Origin of the sequence: Prosthecobacter sp., from assembly GCF_014879935.1 — a bacterium.
Classification (GTDB): Bacteria; Verrucomicrobiota; Verrucomicrobiia; order Verrucomicrobiales; family Verrucomicrobiaceae; genus Prosthecobacter.
The window spans coordinates 1-21,183 of the sequence record NZ_JACSRD010000133.1; the positions used below are offsets into that span (position 1 = coordinate 1).

General features: G+C 61.5%; 17 protein-coding genes. 12 read left to right on the forward strand and 5 right to left on the reverse strand.

Annotated features, from left to right (window positions below):
- The first annotated feature begins 200 nt into the window (after nt 1-200).
- The 6 genes from IAE77_RS11205 (at nt 201) to IAE77_RS11230 (ending at nt 9,024) form a co-directional block, all read left to right on the forward strand.
- Complete coding sequence (locus tag IAE77_RS11205) at nt 201-1,166, forward strand: hypothetical protein (RefSeq protein WP_294226230.1); 966 nt, start codon at nt 201-203, stop codon at nt 1,164-1,166.
- 168 nt (nt 1,167-1,334) lie between these two features.
- Complete coding sequence (locus IAE77_RS11210) at nt 1,335-2,210, forward strand: hypothetical protein (protein WP_294226233.1); 876 nt, start codon at nt 1,335-1,337, stop codon at nt 2,208-2,210.
- A 288-nt stretch (nt 2,211-2,498) separates the two neighbouring features.
- Entirely contained in the window at nt 2,499-5,888 is a 3,390-nt protein-coding gene (locus IAE77_RS11215; protein WP_294226236.1) for a bifunctional serine/threonine-protein kinase/formylglycine-generating enzyme family protein, read from the forward strand.
- Nucleotides 5,889-5,988: 100 nt separating this feature from the next.
- Entirely contained in the window at nt 5,989-6,969 is a 981-nt protein-coding gene (locus IAE77_RS11220; protein ID WP_294226239.1) for a hypothetical protein, read from the forward strand.
- Nucleotides 6,970-7,012: 43 nt separating this feature from the next.
- Complete coding sequence (locus IAE77_RS11225) at nt 7,013-7,858, forward strand: hypothetical protein (RefSeq protein WP_294226241.1); 846 nt, start codon at nt 7,013-7,015, stop codon at nt 7,856-7,858.
- Between the two features lie 23 nt (nt 7,859-7,881).
- On the forward strand, nt 7,882-9,024 hold the full coding sequence (locus tag IAE77_RS11230; protein WP_294226243.1) for a hypothetical protein: 1,143 nt from the start codon (nt 7,882-7,884) through the stop codon (nt 9,022-9,024).
- Nucleotides 9,025-9,282: 258 nt separating this feature from the next.
- Here the strand turns inward: IAE77_RS11230 and IAE77_RS11235 are convergent, their stop codons facing one another.
- From IAE77_RS11235 to IAE77_RS11250, 4 genes are all read right to left on the reverse strand, one after another.
- The gene (locus IAE77_RS11235; protein WP_294226246.1) at nt 9,283-10,758 is read right to left on the reverse strand and encodes an ammonium transporter; all 1,476 of its coding nucleotides are present in this window, start codon (nt 10,756-10,758) and stop codon (nt 9,283-9,285) included.
- A 148-nt stretch (nt 10,759-10,906) separates the two neighbouring features.
- Nucleotides 10,907-12,112: an ammonium transporter gene (locus IAE77_RS11240; RefSeq protein WP_345780977.1), complete on the reverse strand. Its 1,206-nt coding sequence runs from the start codon at nt 12,110-12,112 to the stop codon at nt 10,907-10,909.
- Between the two features lie 471 nt (nt 12,113-12,583).
- Nucleotides 12,584-13,108: a hypothetical protein gene (locus tag IAE77_RS11245; RefSeq protein ID WP_294226251.1), complete on the reverse strand. Its 525-nt coding sequence runs from the start codon at nt 13,106-13,108 to the stop codon at nt 12,584-12,586.
- Nucleotides 13,109-13,143: 35 nt separating this feature from the next.
- Nucleotides 13,144-13,608, reverse strand: coding sequence for a plastocyanin/azurin family copper-binding protein (locus tag IAE77_RS11250; RefSeq protein ID WP_294226254.1), 465 nt, complete (start codon nt 13,606-13,608; stop codon nt 13,144-13,146).
- 187 nt (nt 13,609-13,795) lie between these two features.
- Here IAE77_RS11250 and IAE77_RS11255 point away from each other — a divergent pair, with 187 nt between their 5' ends.
- Genes IAE77_RS11255 through IAE77_RS11270 form a run of 4 tightly spaced genes read left to right on the forward strand, consistent with a single transcriptional unit; the run spans nt 13,796 to nt 19,209 of the window.
- Complete coding sequence (locus IAE77_RS11255; RefSeq protein ID WP_294226257.1) at nt 13,796-16,501, forward strand: sialidase family protein; 2,706 nt, start codon at nt 13,796-13,798, stop codon at nt 16,499-16,501.
- 4 nt (nt 16,502-16,505) lie between these two features.
- Nucleotides 16,506-17,438, forward strand: a complete 933-nt coding sequence (locus tag IAE77_RS11260) for a bile acid:sodium symporter family protein (protein WP_294226260.1) — start codon at nt 16,506-16,508, stop codon at nt 17,436-17,438.
- Nucleotides 17,435-18,499, forward strand: a complete 1,065-nt coding sequence (locus IAE77_RS11265) for an aminoglycoside phosphotransferase family protein (protein ID WP_294226261.1) — start codon at nt 17,435-17,437, stop codon at nt 18,497-18,499. Before IAE77_RS11260 ends, IAE77_RS11265 begins: the two co-directional genes overlap by 4 nt.
- Nucleotides 18,496-19,209 (forward strand): aldolase/citrate lyase family protein, encoded by a 714-nt coding sequence (locus tag IAE77_RS11270; RefSeq protein ID WP_294226263.1) that lies wholly within the window; start codon nt 18,496-18,498, stop codon nt 19,207-19,209. The genes IAE77_RS11265 and IAE77_RS11270 overlap by 4 nt, the downstream gene beginning before the upstream one ends.
- Before the next feature lie 3 nt (nt 19,210-19,212).
- Here the strand turns inward: IAE77_RS11270 and IAE77_RS11275 are convergent, their stop codons facing one another.
- Complete coding sequence (locus tag IAE77_RS11275) at nt 19,213-19,725, reverse strand: redoxin family protein (protein ID WP_294226266.1); 513 nt, start codon at nt 19,723-19,725, stop codon at nt 19,213-19,215.
- An 85-nt stretch (nt 19,726-19,810) separates the two neighbouring features.
- Here IAE77_RS11275 and IAE77_RS11280 point away from each other — a divergent pair, with 85 nt between their 5' ends.
- Together IAE77_RS11280 and IAE77_RS11285 are read left to right on the forward strand one after the other, a co-directional pair.
- Entirely contained in the window at nt 19,811-20,218 is a 408-nt protein-coding gene (locus tag IAE77_RS11280) for a YlbF family regulator (protein WP_294226268.1), read from the forward strand.
- A gap of 8 nt (nt 20,219-20,226) precedes the next feature.
- Nucleotides 20,227-21,129, forward strand: a complete 903-nt coding sequence (locus IAE77_RS11285) for a DUF4886 domain-containing protein (RefSeq protein WP_294226271.1) — start codon at nt 20,227-20,229, stop codon at nt 21,127-21,129.
- Nucleotides 21,130-21,183: the final 54 nt, after the last annotated feature.

A 21,183-nucleotide genomic window follows, 5' to 3' on the forward strand; every position in this document is an offset into this window, starting at 1 on the left:
GAGAAAGCGAGACCAACAAAGCCGACGTGAAGAAGCAGCGTCTCAAGGTGGAGTGGGCCACGCGCGCCGAACAGATGCGCCGGATCCTCGACAACACCTACCGCCAGCTCCGCGAGGCGATGCGGTGAGCAGCACGGCGAAATGACGGCACCTTTCTGCTGACTGCATTCTGATTGTGTTCGAACCTCACCTCTATCCTCATGAAATCCATCTACCGCGCCACGATCGTCTCATGGCTTGTCTTGACCTGTTTCGCTGGATCCGGATTTGCGGATGAGAATCGCCGTTTGGAGGATGTGGTCGCAGCCTATGTCTGGTCGTGGAACAATCCGAAGTCCGCGGCGCGTGGCTGGGGGGAAGGTGCCGAAATGCGATTCCTGGCAGATCACACGCTGGTTCAAAAAAGCACGAAAGGAAACACGGCGGTATTCGATTGGAGGATTGATGGTAATAACACCATTGTTTTTGGCCCAAAAAACGCGGAACGACGGCTTGTTTTTGATGCTTCTTTTTCGTCATACAACGCAGTCGAGACTTGGAATGGCAACAACACCATCAAGGGAGCTCGTAAACAAGCCCTAGACGACAGGTCCCTTCCTTCGGGTTCTCCGTCTTCACCACGAATTTCCCCACTCAATGCCGCCCCGCTGGCTACGATCCAAACCGACGCCAACCAGCCGCGCATCGAGGTTATCAAAGACCAGGGCCCCAACGCCACGGAGTGGGCGCTCACGCCGCTGGACGAGGCTATCCCCGCCGACATCCGCCAGAACCTCACCTTCCTGCGCGAGGACCTGCTCGATGAAGGCGCGAAGGCCGCCAAAAGCAAACCGGAGGCCTACAAACTGGCCTCCGACTACTGCGACAAGCTTCTCGCCGCCCTCAGTCAACGCGAGATCGCCCGTGTGCAGGCCGGCTATGCTGTCGCTCAGGCAGATGCGAACAAAGCGACCTCCACCCAGGCCCTCGACGCCCGCCGGAACTACCAGATGAGCTGGCCGCAATTCTCCCGCGAGGAATCCCAACGCGCCGCCCTGCGAGAAAGCGAGACCAACAAAGCCGACGTGAAGAAGCAGCGCCTCAAAGTCGAATGGGCCACCAGCGCCGAACAGATGCGCCGGATCCTTGACAACACCTACCGCCAGCTCCGCGAGGCGATGCGGTGACACACCGTGGTGGTGCAGCCAGATGAACGACACTAGCCAACATGCAAACCGGATCAGCCCATCACCAACAGAACCACGTCGATGCAAACCTCCTGCCACTTGATTCTCGCGCTATTGTTCTGGACTGAAGTCATGGCTTCGGCAGCACCAGAGAGCCATTCTGAGGCCGTGACCTCTCCGACCATCAGCCTTCACGACGCCATGTTTTTATATTCGTGGCACTGGCAGGGACAGTTCTCCGGAACCATCCAATTCTTGCCCGACGGCAGCATCAAAAAAGACTTTCAAGAGCAGAATTGGCTGAAATGGGAATTCTCAAAAGACGCTTCATCCATTCTTGTGAGAGGGCGAGACGGGAAGATCACCCTGCAATTCAATCCAGACCGCACAGGTTTTTCCGGACCAGCTTGGAACCCCAAAAATAAGATTACCGGTAATAGGTTACAGAGGCTCGCCCCGTCGTCGCACCCTTCTGAGAAACCTGTTGCCAAGACTGCACCCGTTCCTGGCATGCGGAACAACGACAGCCTTTCTCGCATCGAAGTCATCAAAGACCAAGGCCCCAACGCCGCCGAGTGGGCGCTCACGCCCCTCGACAGGCCCATTCCCGCCGGCATTCGCCAGAATCTAACCTATTTGCGCGAGGACCTGCTTGATGAAGCTTCCAAGGCCCCGAAAGCCAGTCCCGCTGCTTATACGCAGGCCTCTGAATACTGTGACAAGCTCCTCGCCGCCTTCAGCCAGCGTGAGATCGCCCGCGTGCAGGCGGGTTATCGGGCCACCCAGGCGGATGCGAACCAAGCAACGTCCACTCAGGCCCTGGACGCCCGGCGCAACCACCCGATGAGCTGGCCGCAATTCGCCCGCGAGGAATCCCAACGCGCCGCCCTGCGTGAAAGCGAGGCCGACAAGGCCGACGTGAAAAAACAACGGATCAAGGTCGAGTGGACGACGCGAGCTGCGCAAATGCGCCGCATTCTGGACGATCACTACCGCCAGTTTCGAGAGGCGATGCGGCTGGCTCATTCTTCACCTGCCTGCTGACTGCTGATCCAAACGAAAGGCCTGACGCCATGTCGAGCAACGCAGCCGTCAATCTACCCAGATCGCCGCAGGACGATGCCGGGAAGGAAGTGCCGCCCCGTAGCTGGTGTGGAAGAAAGACGCACCACGAGAAGAATGGATTCGCATGGCGTTCGACTCGCCGGTCTCCTAGAAAGTCAGGATCGCAGGCCAGAATAGCTTCATCAAAGAATAGAGCGCGATTTCCAGCTCCGCTTGCAACCCGCGCGTGCCCTTTCCGAATTTACTCTGTGAAACCTTCTTTGAAGCATGCCTGACTCCGACCCCGATCCTCTGTTTGGCAATCCCGCCAGCGATCTGATTCGCGGTGCCTTGGAAGGAGGCACGGGGACGAATCCTGGAGCCCCGTGGCAGCCGCCGGCTCCGGAGGTTTTGGAATCCTTGCTGCCGCAGTATGAGATCGAACGCATGCTGGGCCGCGGAGGCATGGGGGCGGTTTACAAGGGACGGCAGCTTTCGCTGGACCGGCCCGTGGCCGTCAAAATCCTCTCCAGCCATCTTGCGGGGACAGACCCAAGCTTTGTCGAGCGGTTCAAGAACGAGGCTCGCGCCATGGCGAAGCTCTCGCATCCTGGCATCGTCGCCGTTTATGACTTCGGCGAGGCTGCCGACGGCCTGCTCTACATCGTCATGGAGTTCGTCGAGGGCACGGACGTGCACGCCATGATCGCCCGTCAGGGCCGCCTGCACTCCGAGCATGCGATGGCGATCACCGCGCATGTGTGCGATGCGCTGGCCTATGCCCATGAGCGCGGGATCATTCATCGCGACATCAAACCGGCGAACATCATGCTCAGAAATGACGGCGTGGTGAAGGTGGCGGACTTTGGCCTGGCGAAGTTCCATGCGGAAGGTCGCGAGACCCAGGGGCTCACCCGCAGCGGGGTGGCGATGGGCACGCCTCACTTTGTGGCACCGGAGGCCTTGATCCTCGGCACGACCATCGATCATCGCGCGGACATCTACGCCGTGGGCGTCATGCTCTACCAGATGCTCACCGGCAAGCTGCCACAGGGCCTGTTTGAGCTGCCCTCCCTGCAAATCCCCGGCCTCGACCCACGCTACGATGGCATCATCGGCCGTGCGCTGCGTGAAGATCGCGAGGTGCGCTACCCCAGCGTGCAGGACATGCGCCGGGATCTGGACGCGATCCTCACGCAGCCCGTGGTCAAAGTGGAAGCCGCGGCGGAGAAAGCCCCTGCCGCGCTGCCCCCGCGTTCGCGTCCTCAGCCGTCGTCCGGGAAGCCAGACCGTCCGGCCCCGGCCCAGTCCCTGCCTGCGTCACGACGGCACGCGTCCAGCATCGTGGGGTTTGCGATGGTGTGTCTGATCGTGTTGGCGAGCGCCGCAGCCTTTTACTTCCTGGTCATGGATCGCCCTGCGCCGACAGATTCATCGGCGCTGACGCCGCCAGGGGCTCAAAATGGAATGAGCCCCCTCGCGCAGCCCCCTGAGGCCACGCCATCCTCGACCGATCCCGTCCAGGCGACGAAGGACCAGCCCTTCGTGAATTCGCTCGGCATGAAGTTTGTGCCCATGCCGGGGACTGACATCCTCATGTGCATTCATGAGACCAGGAAGGGAGACTATGCCACCTACGCCGCTCAGAATGCCAACATCGATGAGACGTGGAAGAATCCGAACTATCGCGGCATTCCGGTCAGCCCAGGCGACGATCATCCCGTGTGCAATGTGAGCTGGGATGATGCCAAATCGTTCTGTGCCTGGCTGGGTCGGAAAGAAGGACTGATCTACCGACTGCCAACGGACCGCGAGTGGAGTGCCGCTGTCGGAATTGCGGATTCGGAGCCCGCAGGAAAGACGCCCCTGGATTTGCAGCTCATGCAGTTCGAGTCAGGCGTGTACCCGTGGGGGACCGAATGGCCACCGCCGAAAGGCGCGGGCAATTTCTCCGACATCACCGCGAGCCAGGCCTTCCCCGCAGATACCCTGATTTCCTTCATTGAGGAGTATTCGGACGGGTATGCCGTCACATCGCCGGTCATGAACTTCAGACCCAACGCGCTTGGCCTTTTCGACCTGGCGGGGAATGTCTATGAACTCTGCGAGGATTGGACGGCTGAAACCAAGCAGCATCGGGTGGTGCGCGGCACAAGTTGGAAGGGCAGCCTGGCCAGGGGGCTGTTGTCGTCGAACCGCGGCACTCACCGTCCGACTGCCAGGATTGATCACCATGGATTCCGAGTGGTGATCGAGCAGCCGATGAATCCGGCTGCTCTGAAAGCGGAGGCTGCTGTAGCGCCTGTGCGGCGGCCTGCTGCGCTTTCATCTGGCCAAACCACTTGGACGGACACCAAAGGCCGCAGCCTCACTGCCACCTTCAAAACCATCGCCAGCGGCAACGTGCTCCTCGAAATCGCCGGCAAAATCACGCCCGTGCCGTTGAACACGCTCTCTGCAGAGAGCCAGCGCCTGGCGCGGGAACTGGACGCGGGAGATCCGGCCAAGGCGGCCAAGGACAAGCCCTTCGTGAACTCTCTCGGCATGAAGTTTGTGCCCGTGCCGGGCACCGAGGTGTTGATGTGCATCCACGAGACCCGGAAGGCAGACTACGCGGCCTTTTTCGCAGCCACTCCCGGAGTTCCCGACTTCTGGCAAAACCCGATCTATGAAGGAGAAAAAGTTAGTTTTGCGAACGATCATCCCGTCTGCAACATCCGGTGGGAGGATTGCCGGGACTTCTGCCAGTGGCTCAGCCGCAAGGAAGGACGCAACTACCGTCTGCCCACGGACCGTGAGTGGAGCTTCGCCGCGGGCATCGGGGATCGAGAGGATGCGAAGGTTTCACCCCACCTTCTGAGCGACAAGCTGACCGGCGAGTTTCCCTGGGGCCAAGAATGGCCGCCTCCCGCAGGTGCTGGGAATCTGGGTGACACGACCCTGGTGGCGAAGTTCCCCCAACGCCGCGTCATTCCCGGATACACCGACGGCTTTGCCACCACGGCTCCTGTCATGAGCTTCACCCCGAACCGGTTCGGCCTTCACGATCTGTCCGGGAATGTCTGGGAGTTCTGTGAAGACTGGTACGACGACACGCATACGACGCATGTCATCCGCGGCCTCAATTTCGATGACGGTGGCGACATCAGCGTGCGTTTCTTGTCCAGCCATCGCGGCTGGTGTCCGGCACCGAACCGCCATCCGAATCACGGCTTCCGCGTGGTGCTCGAACGGCCCGCCAAAACCGATGCCGCAGCATCCGGTGGCGGAGACAGCCGGGAAGATCCCGCAATGACTGAGTTGCTGGACTTTGAGCGGACGCTCCGCTCCCACACCTGGCTGATCCCGGAGCGCAACTGGGAACTCAGGTTCGAGAACGACCACCGGGCTTCCATTGACGAGCGGGTTTACACCACGCGCTGGCACTGGTGGGTCACCGGACCGCGGAGCCTGCATGTTCAGTTCGCCGCTTCACCGCCTTCCTACGATCCGAGCATCGGCTTCGAATACATCTTCGACAGGGAGATGAAGTCCTTCACCACCAGCACGGGAAAACCCACGGGCGTTCGGAGGAGCGCCCTGAAAGCACCAGAAGAGTCGGACTTGGGCCGATCCTTCGCGCCCGAATACGCAAAAAAACTCGGCAGCAGCCTGCGACCGCAGTTTCCCTCCCGGTAGAGCCAGCCATCCTTTTTTCGCCTCGCTGAAAAAAAATCGCTGAACCGCTGCAACCCGACGCCTTGCTTTGCGAACTTTGACTCTGACTCCCCACCCTCGCATGACCCGTTCACTCCGTCTCCTCGCCAGCATCGCCTGGCTGCTCGCCCACCCCGCGTTGCACGCCCAGGGCGGCGGCTTCCGCACCTTCACCAACAGCCAGGGCCGCTCCATCGTGGCACGACTTGTCAGCAGCCGTGGTGACGAGGTCGTCCTGCGCCTGCAGGATGGAAAAGATGTCACCGTCAAAACCTCCCAGCTCAGTCCTGCGGACATCGCCTGGGTCCGGCAGCAAGGTTCCGCCTCGCCCGCTAGCAATGCGGCCCCGTCCGCCCTTTCTGGATCGCCCCAGCCGCCCGGCGGCATGGTGTTTTCGTCCAACTGGCTGCCCAAGTCCCTCACCGCCCGACGCGAGCTGCTGGAAAGCCTGGAATTCTACTGCAAGGCCGCCATCGGCGACGCTCCCCGGGGCAAGGAGCCCGTTCCCACCACCATCTGCGGTGCCGTGCGTTGGCGCATGCCCATCGACGCCTTCATCCAGACCCTCCCACGCGGTTACAATAAGCTTTCCGAGCGGCCCCTGGTCCACTCCTGCCTGCCGAACGATTCCCTCACCCTTTGCGGCTTCCAGTTCAAAAGCTTCCTCGACCACGGCCAGCCCTTCAACCAGATGTTCCTCCTCATCGACAAGGAACGCTGCATCGTCTCCGTCCAGTTCGTCGATCAAAACGGCCGATACATCCGCTGGCTGCCGCAGCCCGACGGCATTCGTGAGCCCTGCTACAACTTCATCAACCTCACCTACAACGCCAGCACCACCAAGGAAGTGCCCTACCAGCTCCTGCGCGACCGCGGGTTCCCGCTTTGCGTGAAGACCGCTTTCCGCGACCGCGTCTCCGGCTCCGTGCCCGGCCTCACCAACATGCCTGTCTCGGCCTACGGACGCACCTATGAAAACGTCCACTGGTATCTGCCCGCGCCGTTCGCCCGCACCATTCTCGACATCGTCGATGTCTATCGGAAAGCCGGTGTCATCCGCTGAACGGCACGCGGTCTCCCGGCTCTATCCTCACTCCACCTGAATCATGCGCTTGATGCCCCGATCCATCGGCCACGTGTTGTCACGGCTTTGGACTGTGGCCCTGCTCCTCGTCGGCGGCACAGCCGCAGCGCAGGTGTTTCCCCACAGCGCCATTCAGAAAAACGGAGTGCAGTATCAAATCACCGTCGGCGCACTGCCCGACCACTACTTCCACTTTCAGCACAGCACGGACCTCCGGCAGTTTTCCACCATTGATGCGGCCCTGGGCGCCCCCGCCGCCACCTTCGACTATCTCCCGGCCGTTGGCGAGACACGGGGCTTCTTCCGTGCGGAAGCCATCTCCGTCTGGTCCCCTTCCGATGTGGATCAGGACGGCATGGACGACCTGTGGGAGCTGCTCAACGGCCTCGCTCCGGTGGACCCTGCGGACGCTGGTGAACCCAGCCCCCTGCAACCAGGCCTCACCAACCTCGAAGCCTACCGCCTCCGCTTCGGCCTCACTCGCGTGACCGAATTCTACAGCGTCGAGACGAGCGTCTTCAACAACACCTTTGCCATCTCCGACGAGGTCAGTGTTTACCGGTTCCCGCACACCACCGGCTTCACGGTCGAAGCACTCTCCGCCGAGACCAGCGTGTTCAATTTCCCTCCCGTCACCGGAGCGAGTGTGGCAGCGGTCTCCGCCGAAGTCAGCCTCTTCAACACCGCCCCGGTGACCGGACCAGCCGTGCAGGCCATCTCGCCCGAGGTCAGCGTCTTCAACTCATTTGCCCTCACCCCGACGCTCCAGGCCGTCTCGCCCGAGGTCAGCGTCTTCAACTCGTTTGTCGTCACGCCTGCGCTCCAGGCCGTCTCCCCCGAAGTCTCCGTCCTCAAATCCCTGCCTTGAACCTCCACGCCGTCCGTCCTCTCATGAAAACCAAACTGATCCACCTCCTCTCCATCGTGCTGCTAGCCGGTGCCGCCAGCCTGTCGGCGCAGATCGCCATTCCCAGCGATGGCTCCGACGGTGCGCTCAATGTCAGCGCCAACACCGTGATCGACCTCTCTCAGGCCGTCACGGGCACCTGGGACGCGAACAACAGCGCCAATGTGGGCAAGGGCATCTTCGATCCCGCGAAACGCGCCATCGTTTTCAAATACAGCTCCGTCACCATCAACCCCACCCGCACAGTCACCTTCATCAATCATCCCAGCCGCGCTCCGGTGGTCTGGCTGGTGCAGGGAAATGTGACCATCGCTGGAACCGTCAATCTCAACGGATCGGCTCCGCCCAACAACAACCTGCTGGCAGAACCAGGACCGGGTGGATTTCGTGGCGGCCCGAATGGTTCCCTCGGAAGAGGTGCCGGACTTGGGCTTGGAGGAGCCCCTCCTCTTTCCACTTTCAACGACTCGCCTGGCTCATATGCATCCGTTTACGGAAACCCCTCCATCACCCCGTTGATCGGAGGTTCAGGCGGAGGTGCCACTCCTTATGGCGGTGGTTCAGGCGGTGGCGGAGCCATCCTGATCGCAGCCGCCAATTCGGTTCAAGTGACAGGAGCCATCACCTCCACCGGAAACGGCACGGGCAGCGGAGGAGCCGTCCGCATCGTGGCCAACAGCATCAGCGGCACCGGAACCATTGACACGCGGAACGATGGCCGCATCCGGCTCGAATCCAACACCGTCGCCGGCAGTCTCGTCACCCTGCCCCAGACCATCGCCGTGCCACCCGCCACCCCGCCTGTCATCTGGCCGGGGAACACCGCTCCCACCGTGAAAGTCGTCGCCGTGGACGCCGTGTCCGCCCCCGCCGTGCCCACCGCGCCGCTCGATCTCGCCGCCGACATCGGCATCTCCACCACCGGGGCGACCACTGTCACCCTGCAAACCACGAACTTTCCCACCACCGGCCTCGTCGAGGTCCGCTCCGCCCCGAAGTTCGGTGCCGCGGCCACCTGGAGCACCGCCACCTTTCAAAGCGGCGACATCAACACCGCCACCTGGACCGCCACCGTCACCTTCCCCACCGGCTTCACCACCCTCCAGGCCCGCGCCACCCTTCCCTGATGGCGGTCCAGTTCGCTGTTCGTAGCGGCAGGCGGCAGCATGACGGCGACTCGAAGCCTGGCCCCTCCAGAGCCGGGGTGGGACGCGCGGAAAGGCAAAGCGCAGCCCCTTGTTGCTCAGTGCTCAGTTCACAATGCTCAATGCCCAGTTCTCTCTCACCGCCAGGGATTCAACCGCTCACAAAAAACAAAAAGCCGGGCTGGAGAGACCAGCCCGGCTTCGAGGTTAACACGACACCCACTTGCAGGAGAAGATGTATCAATGCTCGTAGCCGCCTTCGCCGTGTTCGGCGAGGTCGAGGCCGAGGCTTTCCACCTCCGGATCAGGACGCAGGCCGACGATGATCTTCACAATGATGGTGATGACCAGCGTGGCGGCGACGCTCCACACGATGGTGAGGCCGACGGCCTTGAGCTGTTCCATGAGCAGGCCGTCGAGGAGGCCCTCGATGCCTGGGTTGGCTTCCTTGCTGGCGAAGACGCCGGTGAGGATGGCTCCCAAGGTGCCGCCGACGCCGTGGACGCCGAAGGTGTCGAGGGCGTCATCGTAACCGAGCATCTTCTTCAGATAGGCGACCGCGAGGAAGGGGATCACACCGGCGAGGACGCCGATGATGATGGAGGAGGTGGCGGTGACAAAGCCGGCACCCGGGGTGATGACGACGAGACCGGCGACGATGCCGGAGCAGAAGCCGAGCACGGAGGGCTTGCCCTTGAGGATCCACTCCACCATGCCCCAGACGAAGCCTGCGGTGGCGGCGGCGAGCGTGGTGGTCATGAAGGCGTTCGAGGCGATGCCGTCAGCACCGAGGGCGGAGCCGGCGTTGAAGCCATACCAGCCGACCCAGAGCATGCCGGTGCCGACGGCGCAGAGCACCATGCTGTGCGGAGCCATCGGCTCCTTGCCGTAGCCCTGACGTTTGCCGAGGAGGATGCAGAGCACGAGGGCGCTCCAGCCGGAGGTCATGTGGACGACCGTGCCGCCGGCGAAGTCGATGGCCTTGATGGTGGCACCCGGATTGAGCGGGCCGCACATGAAGCCGGTCCCGCCCCACACCATGTGGGCGAAGGGGAAATAGACGGCGAACATCCAGATCGCCACGAACAGCATGATGGAGATGAATTTCATGCGCTCCGCGATGGCGCCGACGATGAGCGCCGGGGTGATGATGGCGAAGCTGAGCTGGAACATGGCCCACATGGCATCCGAGATCCAGTGGTAGCCCGCGCCGGAGACATACGGGGAGACGCCTTTGAGCATGGCGTTGCCGAGGTCGCCGATGAAGGCGTTCCCTGCACCGAAGGAAAGGCTGTAACCGCAGGCCCACCAGAGGATGGTGACCATGCCGGCGATGCCCATGCACTGCGCGACGACGGAGAGGACGTTCTTTTTGCGGACCAGGCCGCCGTAGAACAGGAACAAGCCAGGAAGCGTCATGAAGATCACCAGCGCGGTGCTGGTCATCTGCCAGGCGTTGTGACCGGGGCCGGGGCCGGCGATCTTGGACTCCCACTTGGCGTCTCCGTCCTCACCCGGCTTCGAGTTGCCGACGTATTTCTCGAGGTCGATCACGCGTTGCTCGAGCGTGGGGCCTGCTGGTGCCGCCGGAGCAGCCGCGGCCGGAGCCGGTGGTGCGGCGGGGGCCGCGTCCTGGGCGCGGAGTCCAGCGCCGAGGAAGGTGGAGACGAGGAGACCGCACGCAAACGTGCGCCAGCGGGGCAGTAGTCGAGTCATTGCGAGATGATGGTTGGATGGGGGCCGAAATTTTTTGGCCTGTTGGCACGGGGGAAAGCAATGCCCGTGCCAAGGCCAAAAAAAACTCCCCGACGCCTTTCGCGCCGGGGAGTTTGTGGAGTTTGTCAGACGTGTCGTGAGACCAGGATCAATGGTTCGCCTGGAAGCTCGGGTAAGCCACGTTGCCGTGCTCGCCGATGTCGAGACCCTCGGATTCCTCCTCGGGGCTGACACGCAGACCCATGACGATCTTGAGGATCAGCAACAGGACGAAGGCGAAGACGAAGGTGAACACGCCGTAGGCGGCCACACCCTTGAGCTGGCTCATGAGCTGCGGCATGCCGGCCTTGGCACCGAAGATGCCGACTGCCAGCGTGCCCCAGATGCCGCACACGAGATGGACGGACACGGCACCGACGGGATCGTCGATCTTGATCTTGTCAAAGAACAGCACGGAGAGCACGACCAGCACACCTGCGATGGCACCGATGTAGATGGAGCTCGCAGCAGCCATCTGGTCAGCGCCGGCGGTGATGCCCACGAGACCGGCGAGGATGCCGTTCAGAGCCATGGAGAGGTCCGGCTTCTTCATGAAGATGACGGAGGCGAGGGCGGCGGCGACACCACCCGCGGCAGCGGCGAGGCACGTCGTGACGAGGGTCAGGGAGACGAGGCCCGGATCAGCGGAAAGGACGGAGCCGCCGTTGAATCCGAACCAGCCGAGCCAGAGGAGGAACACGCCGATGGTGGCGAGGGGCATGCTGTGACCGAGGATCGGCTTGATCTTGCCATCCGCGGTGTATTTGCCCAGACGAGGCCCAAGGAGAAGAATGCCTGCAAGGGCGCCCCAGCCGCCGACAGAGTGCACCAGCGTGGAACCGGCGAAGTCATAGAACGGAGTCTCAAGGCGGTTCAGCCAGCCGTTGCCCCACTTCCAGCTTCCTGCGATCGGGTAGGCGATGGCGACGAAGATGATGGAGAACACCATGAAGGTGCTGAGCTTCACGCGCTCGGCGACAGCGCCGGAGACGATGGTGGCGGCGGTCGCGGCGAACATGGCCTGGAAGAGGAAGTCGGTCCAGTAGGTGTAGCCCACGTTGTAGCTGGAGGTCACACCGGCGGCATCGGTCGTGATGCCGAAGCCGGAGAATTTGAACCAGAACTGCGAATCACCATCGGCGAAGCCGGGATACATCAGATTGAAACCGCAGAGCGCATACGTGAGCAGGCCGATGCAGGGAATGAGGGTGTTCTTGAACAGGATGTTCACCGTGTTCTTGGACTGGGTGAGACCGGACTCAACGCAGGCGAAACCCAGGTGCATGATGAACACGAGCGCGGCCGAAAGCATCATCCACAGGTTGTTTGTGGTGAAGAGTTCGGTGGAGGGACCCTTCGCCTCCTCGGCGGGGGCTTCGGCAGGTGCCGCGGGTGCAGGTGCTGGCGCGGCTGCGGGAGCCGGGGCTGGTGCCGCGGGGGCGGCGGCCGCGGCGGGCGCAGGCGGTGCTGCATCCTGCGCCTGGAGTTCACCAAGGCTGAATGCGAGGGACGAGAAGGCGGCGAGGGCTGTCATGACGACGCCGCTCCAGTTTCGAGTGGGTGTGTGCTTGAGCATAGGTCTGTAGTTGGATGGACTCCGACGCGAAGCAAAGCATCGTGCGTGCCAACTCGGTTTTCGATTTGGCAAACGCGTGATGCACGGCGGTGTCATTCCATCGGTTTGCGCAGGGAAAACGCGTTTTGCGCAGACATGAAAAAAGCGGATGGGGATGCCATCCGCTTTTCAGTGTGAGTGCTGCTTTGTTTCAGCGTTCCGAATCAAACATCACTTCGCAAACGGGCTGGTGACCATCTTTTTGAAGCCATCCATGATCTTCGCGATGACGTCCTTGGGACCGGCGAGCTTCACGAAGACATTCGAGTCCTCGGTCGGCACGATCGCGGCCAGCAGCGTGTAGTTCTCACGCGGTGTCTTCGCTCCCATGGGCGGACCGTCGTTGTAGGTGCCGCTGGCGGTCACGAGCGTGATCTTCTTGCCGCCGGCGTCCAGCTCCTCGCGCTTCGACTCGGGCGTGCCCTGGAACTGGCCGAGCCAGCGCTGCACGTTCGCCTCCACACCACCGCCGCCGCCTGGGCCGGGGAAGTGGTAGAACACGGCCTCCAAGGGCTTGTCCACGCCTTCCACCTTCGCCTGGAGAGTGCCGGCACGGAACATGCCGCTGCTTTCCACCGCGGCCCACGGCGAGTCGAATTTGAAGGAGAGGCCGGCGACTTCGAGTTTGCCCTCCTCCGCACGGACGGCGGAGGTGAGCGTGATGATCACGGCGAGGATGGAGACGAGCGTTTTCATGGGATTGCGCGTTGGGTTGTGTGTGTGGGTGAGTTTTATTTCGTGACGTGCATCACGCCACGCATGAGCATCCAGTGGCCGGGGAAGGTGCAGATGTACGGGTAGTCGCCCGCTTCCGCCGGAGCCACGAATTCAATGGTCTCGGACTGGTTCGGCTGCACCAGCTTCGTGTTGGCGAGGATGTCGGCTCTCGCGGCCTCGGGGATGTAGTTCTTCGCCATGCCCTGGGGATCGGCGAGCATCGCGTTGGCCTGGGCTCCCACGGAGTCCAGCTTGCCCGGCTTCAACAGGAGGAAATTGTGTGGCTGCGGGGCGATGCTGCCCGTGTTGGTGAGCGTGAGCTTCACCTTCTGGCCCGCCTTCACGGCGAGTTCCGTTTTGTCATAGCCCAGCGGGTTTTGCGGGTGGGGCTTCAGTTCGAGAACGGCCTGATCCGCATCCTGCGCGAGGGCGGGGAGGGACATGGCGGCGAGAAGGGCGAGGAGGCAGATGTGCTTCATGGGGGTTAGGGTGGGTTTTTGGCGGAAGCCTGTAATCGGGCTTTGGCAGCCGCAGTTTTCAACCATTACTTCGCCAAAAGCGGGGCGAGCCATGGAGCCGGCCGCAGGGCGGTGAAGACAGGTTATCATAACACAGGGTTCACTTGCCAGACGTGCGAGGTCAGGCCGTGGCGGACGTTTTCACCACATGTCCAGCCTCTCCCACGCCTTGCTCCTCGTCATCGCCGCCACGATTTCTGCCGCCGCGCAGCCTGCGTCGAAGATGCCGGATCGTTTCACTCCTTCCGTCATCACGAATCCTGGCGCGGAGTTTCAAGACGAGGCACGCGGTGGCGCGATGATCATTGGGATGGACCGCACGCCGAAGGGGCGCATCTGGGGTTGCTGGACAGGCACGGGGGACAAGCATGATGGGTATTTCCTGCTGGCGACGAGCGATGATGACGGCGCGACGTGGTCGAAGCCTCGTGTGGCGGTCGGCGCACGCATGGAGGCGGCGCAGAAGGTCAGCGGGGCGCTGGTGGGGAATCTTTGGACGGATCCAAAGGGGCGCTTGTGGCTGTTTCTCGATCAGCAACTCGGCGATCCGCAGAAGCGCATCACGAATTGGTTCATGCGCTGCGATGATCCCGATGCGGCGGAGCCATCGTGGAGCACGCCGGCGATGTTTGCGGAGGGTTGCACGCTGAACAAGCCGACGGTGCTCAAAGATGGCACGTGGTTGCTGCCGGTATCCGACTGGCACAAGAAAACGTGCCGCGTGTTTGAATCGACCGATGAAGGCGCGTCGTGGAAGGAGCGCGGCAGTTTGCAGTTCCCGGATTGGGAGTTCGACGAGCACATGATGGTCGAGTTGAAGGACGGTCGCTTGTGGATGCTCGCCCGCACGAAGGGCCAGCCGCATGAGAGCTTCTCCAGCGATGGCGGCAAAACGTGGAGCGAGCCGAAACCTGCCGCGACGGTGCAAAATGTGAATGCTCGTTTTTTTCTGCGTCGGCTCAAATCAGGTCGCATCTTGCTGGTGAAGAATGGCTCGCCCACGGAGCGACTGCCAAAGCGCACCCACATGAGCGCGTGGCTGTCCGAGGACGAGGGCCAGACGTGGAAAGGCGGCCTGCTGCTCGACGAACGCAACGCGGTGTCGTATCCCGATGGCTTCGAAGCGCCCGATGGGCTGATCCACATCCTCTATGACTGGAACCGGCACACCGACGCGGAGATCCTGCTGGCGAAGTTTCGCGAGGAGGATGTTCTGGCGGGCAAAATCGTGTCGAAGGACGCGAAGCTGCTCATGCTCGCGAACAAGGCCACCGGCCCAAAGCCCGAAAAGCTCTACAACGGCATCGAACTGCCCGATCAATGGCCGCCGCGTTACCGCGAGCCGAGCGATGCGGTGATGGAAGTGCCGTATTTGAAGAAGAAGCCGAAAGTCATCCCCATCGACCTCGGCAGGCAGCTTTTCGTCGATGACTTCCTCATCGAGAAAACCACGCTCAAACGCACATTTCATCAGGCGAAGAAGTTTGAGGGCAATCCGGTCTTCAAAGCCGAGACCGAGCGCGAACTCGGACCCGCGAGAGAAGGTGAGAAGGGCGAGGAAGCGACCACTTTCACCGGTCAGGGCGGCGTGTTTTACGATCCATCGGAAAAGCTCTTCAAGATGTTCTACGTCGCTGGTTGGCGCGGGGCGTTGTCGCTTGCGACGAGCCCAGACATGAAGACGTGGACGCGCAAAGGGCAGCTTTTGCCCGAAGGACTGCGCTGGACCGGACCGAAGCTCGTCACGGGCGGCTCCGATAACTGCGTGTGGCTCGATTTGAATGCCAAATCACCCGCGGAGCGCCTCAAATACATCACCTGCTGGCTACATGTGCCGAAGGAGCAGCGGCCGCAGGGCTTCATGCACTCGCTGCATGTCTCCGATGGCAAAACGTTCTCCGATGCGGTGACGACGACCATCGCGGCGGATGATTACTGCTCCTTCTTCTTCAATCCCTTCCGCGAGAAGTGGTGCTTCAGCATCAAGATCGGCACCTCACGCGGTCGCAGCCGTTATTATTGCGAGAGCGATGATTTCCTCGCGGGAGCGGACTGGAAGAAGAGCGTGTTTTGGACCTGCACGGACAAACTCGATCTCCCCGAGCCGCAGGGTCGCTATCCCGGCGCGGGCGAGGCTGCGCAGCTCTACAGTCTGAATGCGGTGGCCTACGAAAGCCTCATGGTCGGCATGCATTACATCCATCGCGGCCCGAACAACGGCGTCTGCGAGAAAGGTAAATTCCCGAAGCTACTCGATCTCGAGCTCGGCTTCAGTCGCGATGGCTTTCACTGGGATCGGCCGGATCGACGCGGCTTCATCGTCGGATCGCGCACGGAGGGCTCGTGGGATCGTGCGTATCTGCACGGCGCGGCGGGTGTGTTTGTCGTGCTCGATGACCAACTCGTCTTTCCCTACATGGGCACCAGCGGCATCGCGCCGAGCGGGCATCGCGGCATGTATACCGGCGGTAGCATTGGCCTCGCCACACTGCGGCGCGATGGTTTTGCCTCGATGGATGGCTCTGGCGAGCTGACGACGCGTCCGGTGAAGTTCAAAGGCAGGCATCTCTTCGTGAATATGAACGGCGAGGTGCGTGTGGAAGTGCTCGATGAGGCTGGAAAGGTGCTGCGTAGCTCCAAAGTGGCTTCGGGGGATCAAACGAAGCTGAAGGTGGAATGGGCTGACGGTATTGACCTTACAGACCTGATTGGGAAGACGGTGAAATTGCGCTTCCATCAGTCGAAGGGCTCGTTGTATGCCTTCTGGGTCACGCCGGATGAAAAAGGCACCAGCGGCGGCTACGTCGGCGCGGGTGGGCCGCAATTTGATGGCGTGCGTGATACTTCCAAATGATCTCATGAAGCGCTTCTTCGACTGGTTCAACAATCTGTATCCCGTGTGGCTCGTCACGCTGGCTGTCATCGCGTTTTACAAACCGCAGACGATGCTGTGGTTCGACAAGCCGTGGATTTTTTGGTCGCTGGCGGCGTCGATGCTCGGCATGGGGCTCACTTTGAGTCTGGACGACTTCAAAGCCATCGGCCGCATGCCGGGGTGTGTCGCGCTGGGCTTCATCGCGCAGTACACGATCATGCCACTCGCCGGTTGGGCCACGGCGAAGATGCTCGGTTTGGAGCCAGGCCTCGCCGTGGGCATCATTCTGGTGGCGAGTTGCCCCGGCGGCATGGCGTCGAACATGATCAGCTACCTCGCCAAAGCGAACGTGGCCCTGTCTGTGGTGCTCACGATGTGCTCCACGCTGCTGGCCTTTTTCTTCACGCCGATGTGGACGAGCACGCTCGCAGGCCAGTATGTGCCCGTGGACGCGTGGGGGTTGTGTGTATCCGCTTTTCAACTCACCATCGCGCCGGTGGTGCTCGGCATATTGATCCGATGGCGGCTACCGCGCACGGCGGATCAAATCGGAGCCTGCGGACCGACGGTGGCCGTGCTGGCCTTCACGCTCGTGAGCGGAGGCATCGTGGCGGCCAGCGCGGACGCCATCGCGGCGAATTTCGGCAAGCTGGCTCTGGCAGCCTTTGCGCTGCATGTGCTCGGCTTTGGCGTGGGGTATGGCCTGACGAAGATGCTGCGTTATCCTGAGTCCATCGCCCGCACGGTCAGCATTGAGGTCGGCATGCAAAACGGTGGCATGGCAGCCTCACTCGCCCGTGAGCACTTTGCGGCGATGCCGCTCGCCGCCGCCGCAGGTGTCTTCAGTGGCGTGATGCAAAACATCATCGGAGGCATCGCCGCCGCCATCTGGAAGCGTCGTCCACCCTCCGCATGAACCGCCGCGACATCTATTACTGGAAATGTGACCGCACGGCGGCCTTTCACGGCACCCAGTCGCGTGGTGAAGCGGATGCGAATCTGGCCGCGCAGCTCGAAAAGGAGCTATGTAGGCACTTTGACACGAAAAACGTCGTTTTGAGCCCTGGAGCCGGTCAGGGCAACCATCTCACGTGGAATGCTGAAGTGGATGGAAAGCCGCTTTTCGTCCGCGTGGAGAATGGACCCGAAAAAGACGCGCATCTGGCCGTGGAGTCGGCATTGCTGGATCGTGTGCGTGCGGCGGGGGTGGTCACGCCTCGTGTGTTTGGCTGCGATGCCTCGCGGATTCGTGTTTCGTTCGCCTGGCAGGCTTTGGAGCGAGTTTCAGTGCCGGATTTGAATCACTGGTTCAAACAAGGCACGCTGGAGGTGCCGAAGATCGCCTTCGAGATCGGCGCGGCGGTGGCAAAGTGGCAGGCGATCACATTGGAGGGCTTTGGAGTGCTGGATGAGCAGCTTCGCGGCTATCGCACGACTTACGCCGACTACTTCCACCTGCGTCTCGATGATCATCTGCGCTTTTTGACGCAGCGCGGCTTTTTGGCGAATGCGGATGAGATTCGGGCGGAGATTGAGAGCCATCGTGCGCTGCTACAACTCGAACACGGCTGCCTCGTGCACAAAGACCTCGCGCTTTGGAACATCCTCGGCATTCGCGATCAAATCGCTGCCTTCATTGACTTTGATGACAGCATTGCGGGCGATCCGATGGATGACTTGTCCCTGCTGGCGTGTTTTCATGATGCAGCGTTTTTGCGCAGGGCCTTCGAGGGCTATCAAAGCGTGCGTGAATTGCCACAGCATCATCTTCAGCGTTTCTGGCTGCACTTGCTGCGAAACATGATCGTGAAAGCGGTCATCCGCGTCGGAGCGGGCTACTTTGATCGCGACGACGGCTTCTTCCTCATCAGCAGCGGTTCCTCAGGCTCAAACCTGCGTGAAATCACTCTTTCCAAGCTGGCCATCGCTTTACGCGGCTTGCGGGAGGACAGCGGCCTCGACATTCTCTCACCATGAAAACTCACATCGGCACCTTTCTCTCCATCGGATCACCCGCAGTCACGGAACTCGCGGCAGAGTGTGGCTTTGACTGGGTTCTCATCGACTTGGAGCACGGTTGTGAGTCGGAGGCCGCGCTGCCAAACCAACTGCGTGCGTTGCGAGGCAGCAACACGCTGGCGATTGTGCGCGTGAGTGCTCCGCATGCCGATTTGATCGGTCGCGTTCTCGATTGGGGCGCGGATGGGATCATGGTGCCGCATGTGGACACCGTGGCGCAGGCAGAGCATTGTGTGAAAGCAGCGACCTATCCACCAAACGGCACGCGAGGCGTTTCACGTACCGTGAGGGCCTATGGCTACGGCATGAGGCTCCCCGGCGAGGAGATGCCCAAACCGATCATCCTCGCGCAAATCGAGACGGCGGAAGGCGTGGCGAATGCGGAGCAAATCGCCGCGGTGGAGGGCATTGATGCGCTCTTCATCGGCCCGGCCGATTTGAGCTACGATTTGAAGGCGCGGAAGTCGCCGCGCAGCTACGACGAGTGCCTGAACGCCGTCGTGAAGGCGGCGAAGGATCACGGCAAAGGCTGCGGCATCCTCGTGCGGCATGCGGATGACAAGGAAAAGCTCAAGGCACTGGGCCTGACGTGGATCGCGATGGATTCCGACCTCTCGCTGGTGCGCGAGGGATTCAAACGGAACCTGGAGACGGCGCGGAGCTGGTGAGGCTCATTTCGTGAGCTCGGCCACCTTGGCGGCAAGTGCCTCAAAGGAGAGCCTGTCAGCATTGCTCTTGCCGACATAACGGAAGACTTCCTTGCCATCGGGACCGATCAGGATGGTGGCGGGGAAGTGCACGGTCTGGCCGTGAAAATTGTAGCCATCGGGAATGTCGAAGGCTTTCGCGAGTTTCGCATAAGGATCGCGGTAAATCGGATTCTTGGCGAGGTCCTCGGCAGGCAGTTTGGACGCCCAGGCCTCGATTTCGCGGTCGGAGTCCGGCTTGAGGAAAATCTGCGTCACGTTGGGCAGTGTCGCGGATTTGGCGAAGTAGTCGCGGGTGTGCTTCAGGCACAGCGGGCATTCGGTTTTGAGCAGGAAATGAAGCGCGACAAATTTCCCACGCGCTTCCTTCAGCGTGAAGCTGCCTTTTCCAGCCGCTGCACGCACGGTGAAGTCCTCGGGTGGGGCGGCGGAGACGATGGAAGTGAGGAGGAGCAGGGCGCTGAGGAGATGTTTCATGGCGTGTTGTGTTGGAGAGGCAGGAAGGGCAAAAATTCCGAGATTTTCCTGTGAAAACGGGTTTCCGGCCTACTCTCGCGCCCCCATGACCGCATCCCCCCTCATCCAGTCCAAGATCATCGAGCTCTGCGAAGCCCTCGTGGCCGATGGTGATGTGAAAAACGCCCGCCTTCAGGCCGAGACCTTCCTGGCCGATGACGCGGCCATGTCGCTGTATCGCGAGATGGCCACGCTCGGCCGTGCGCTGCATCAGAAGCAGCATCACGACGAGGAACCGACTGCCGAGGAGATCTCCCGTTTCAACGGCTTGCAGGACCGTTGCGAGTCCAATCCCGTGATCTCCGGCTTTCTCGGTGCGCAGAACATCCTCAGCGGTGTGGCGGAGGCGGTGAATGCCTTTGTCGGCAAGAGCCTGGAAAGTGGTCGTGTTCCTTCACCTGAGGAGATGGTGAAGAAAGGCGGCTGCGGCGAGGGTTGCGGCTGCCATCATTGATCCCTGCCATGAAAACGCTCGTCTTCGTCGTCTCATGGTTGCTCTGGGCCTCGACCTACGCGGGAGAGCCGCAAACGGTGAAGCTGCTGACCATTGGCAACAGCTTCTCCGCGAATGCCACGCATCACCTGAAGGATCTCGCCAAGGCTGGCGGCCACACCCTGATCCAAAACTCCCTCGTCATCGGCGGAGCGTCGTTACAGGTGCATGCGGACAAAGCGAAGACGGAAGGCAAGGCACGGCTCTACACGAACGGCAAGGATCTGATCGCAAACCTCGCTGCGGATCGCTGGGACTTCGTCACGATCCAGCAGGCGAGCATCAAGAGCCACGATTACGCCACGTATCAGCCGTATGCGGGCTTCCTGCGGGATCTGATCGTGAAACACGCGCCGCAGGCGAAGCTGCTCGTGCATGAGACGTGGGAGTATCGAGTGGACGATCCGCGTTTCGCGGTGAAGGAACCCAAGCCTGGCGAGCCGAAGACGCAGGACGAGATGTACAACGGCCTGCGGGCGTCCTATGAAAAGCTTGCTGCGGAATATGGCGCACGCCTCATTCCCACCGGTGATGCCTTCCATCTCGCGGACACGGACCCGAAGTGGGGTTACAAGCCTGATCCGAAACCCTTCGACCCCAAAACGGCGAAGAAGCCCGAACTGCCCGACCAGACGCATTCACTGCATGTCGGCTGGCGCTGGGCGAAGTCGAAGGACGGCAAAAAGATCACGCTCGGCATGGACGGTCATCACGCGAACATGGCGGGAGAGTATCTCGGTGCCTGCGTGTGGTATGAGGTGTTGTTTGGCGAAAGCCCGGTCGGGCTGGCCGTCATCCCCACAGGACTCGATGCCGAGTTTGCGCGGTTTCTACAGGAGACGGCGCACCAAGCAGTGGCGGCCCGGAAGTGAGTCTCAATCGTTTTATGTTCCAAGTTTCAAGTGGCCGAGTGCTCGCGGCCGCAT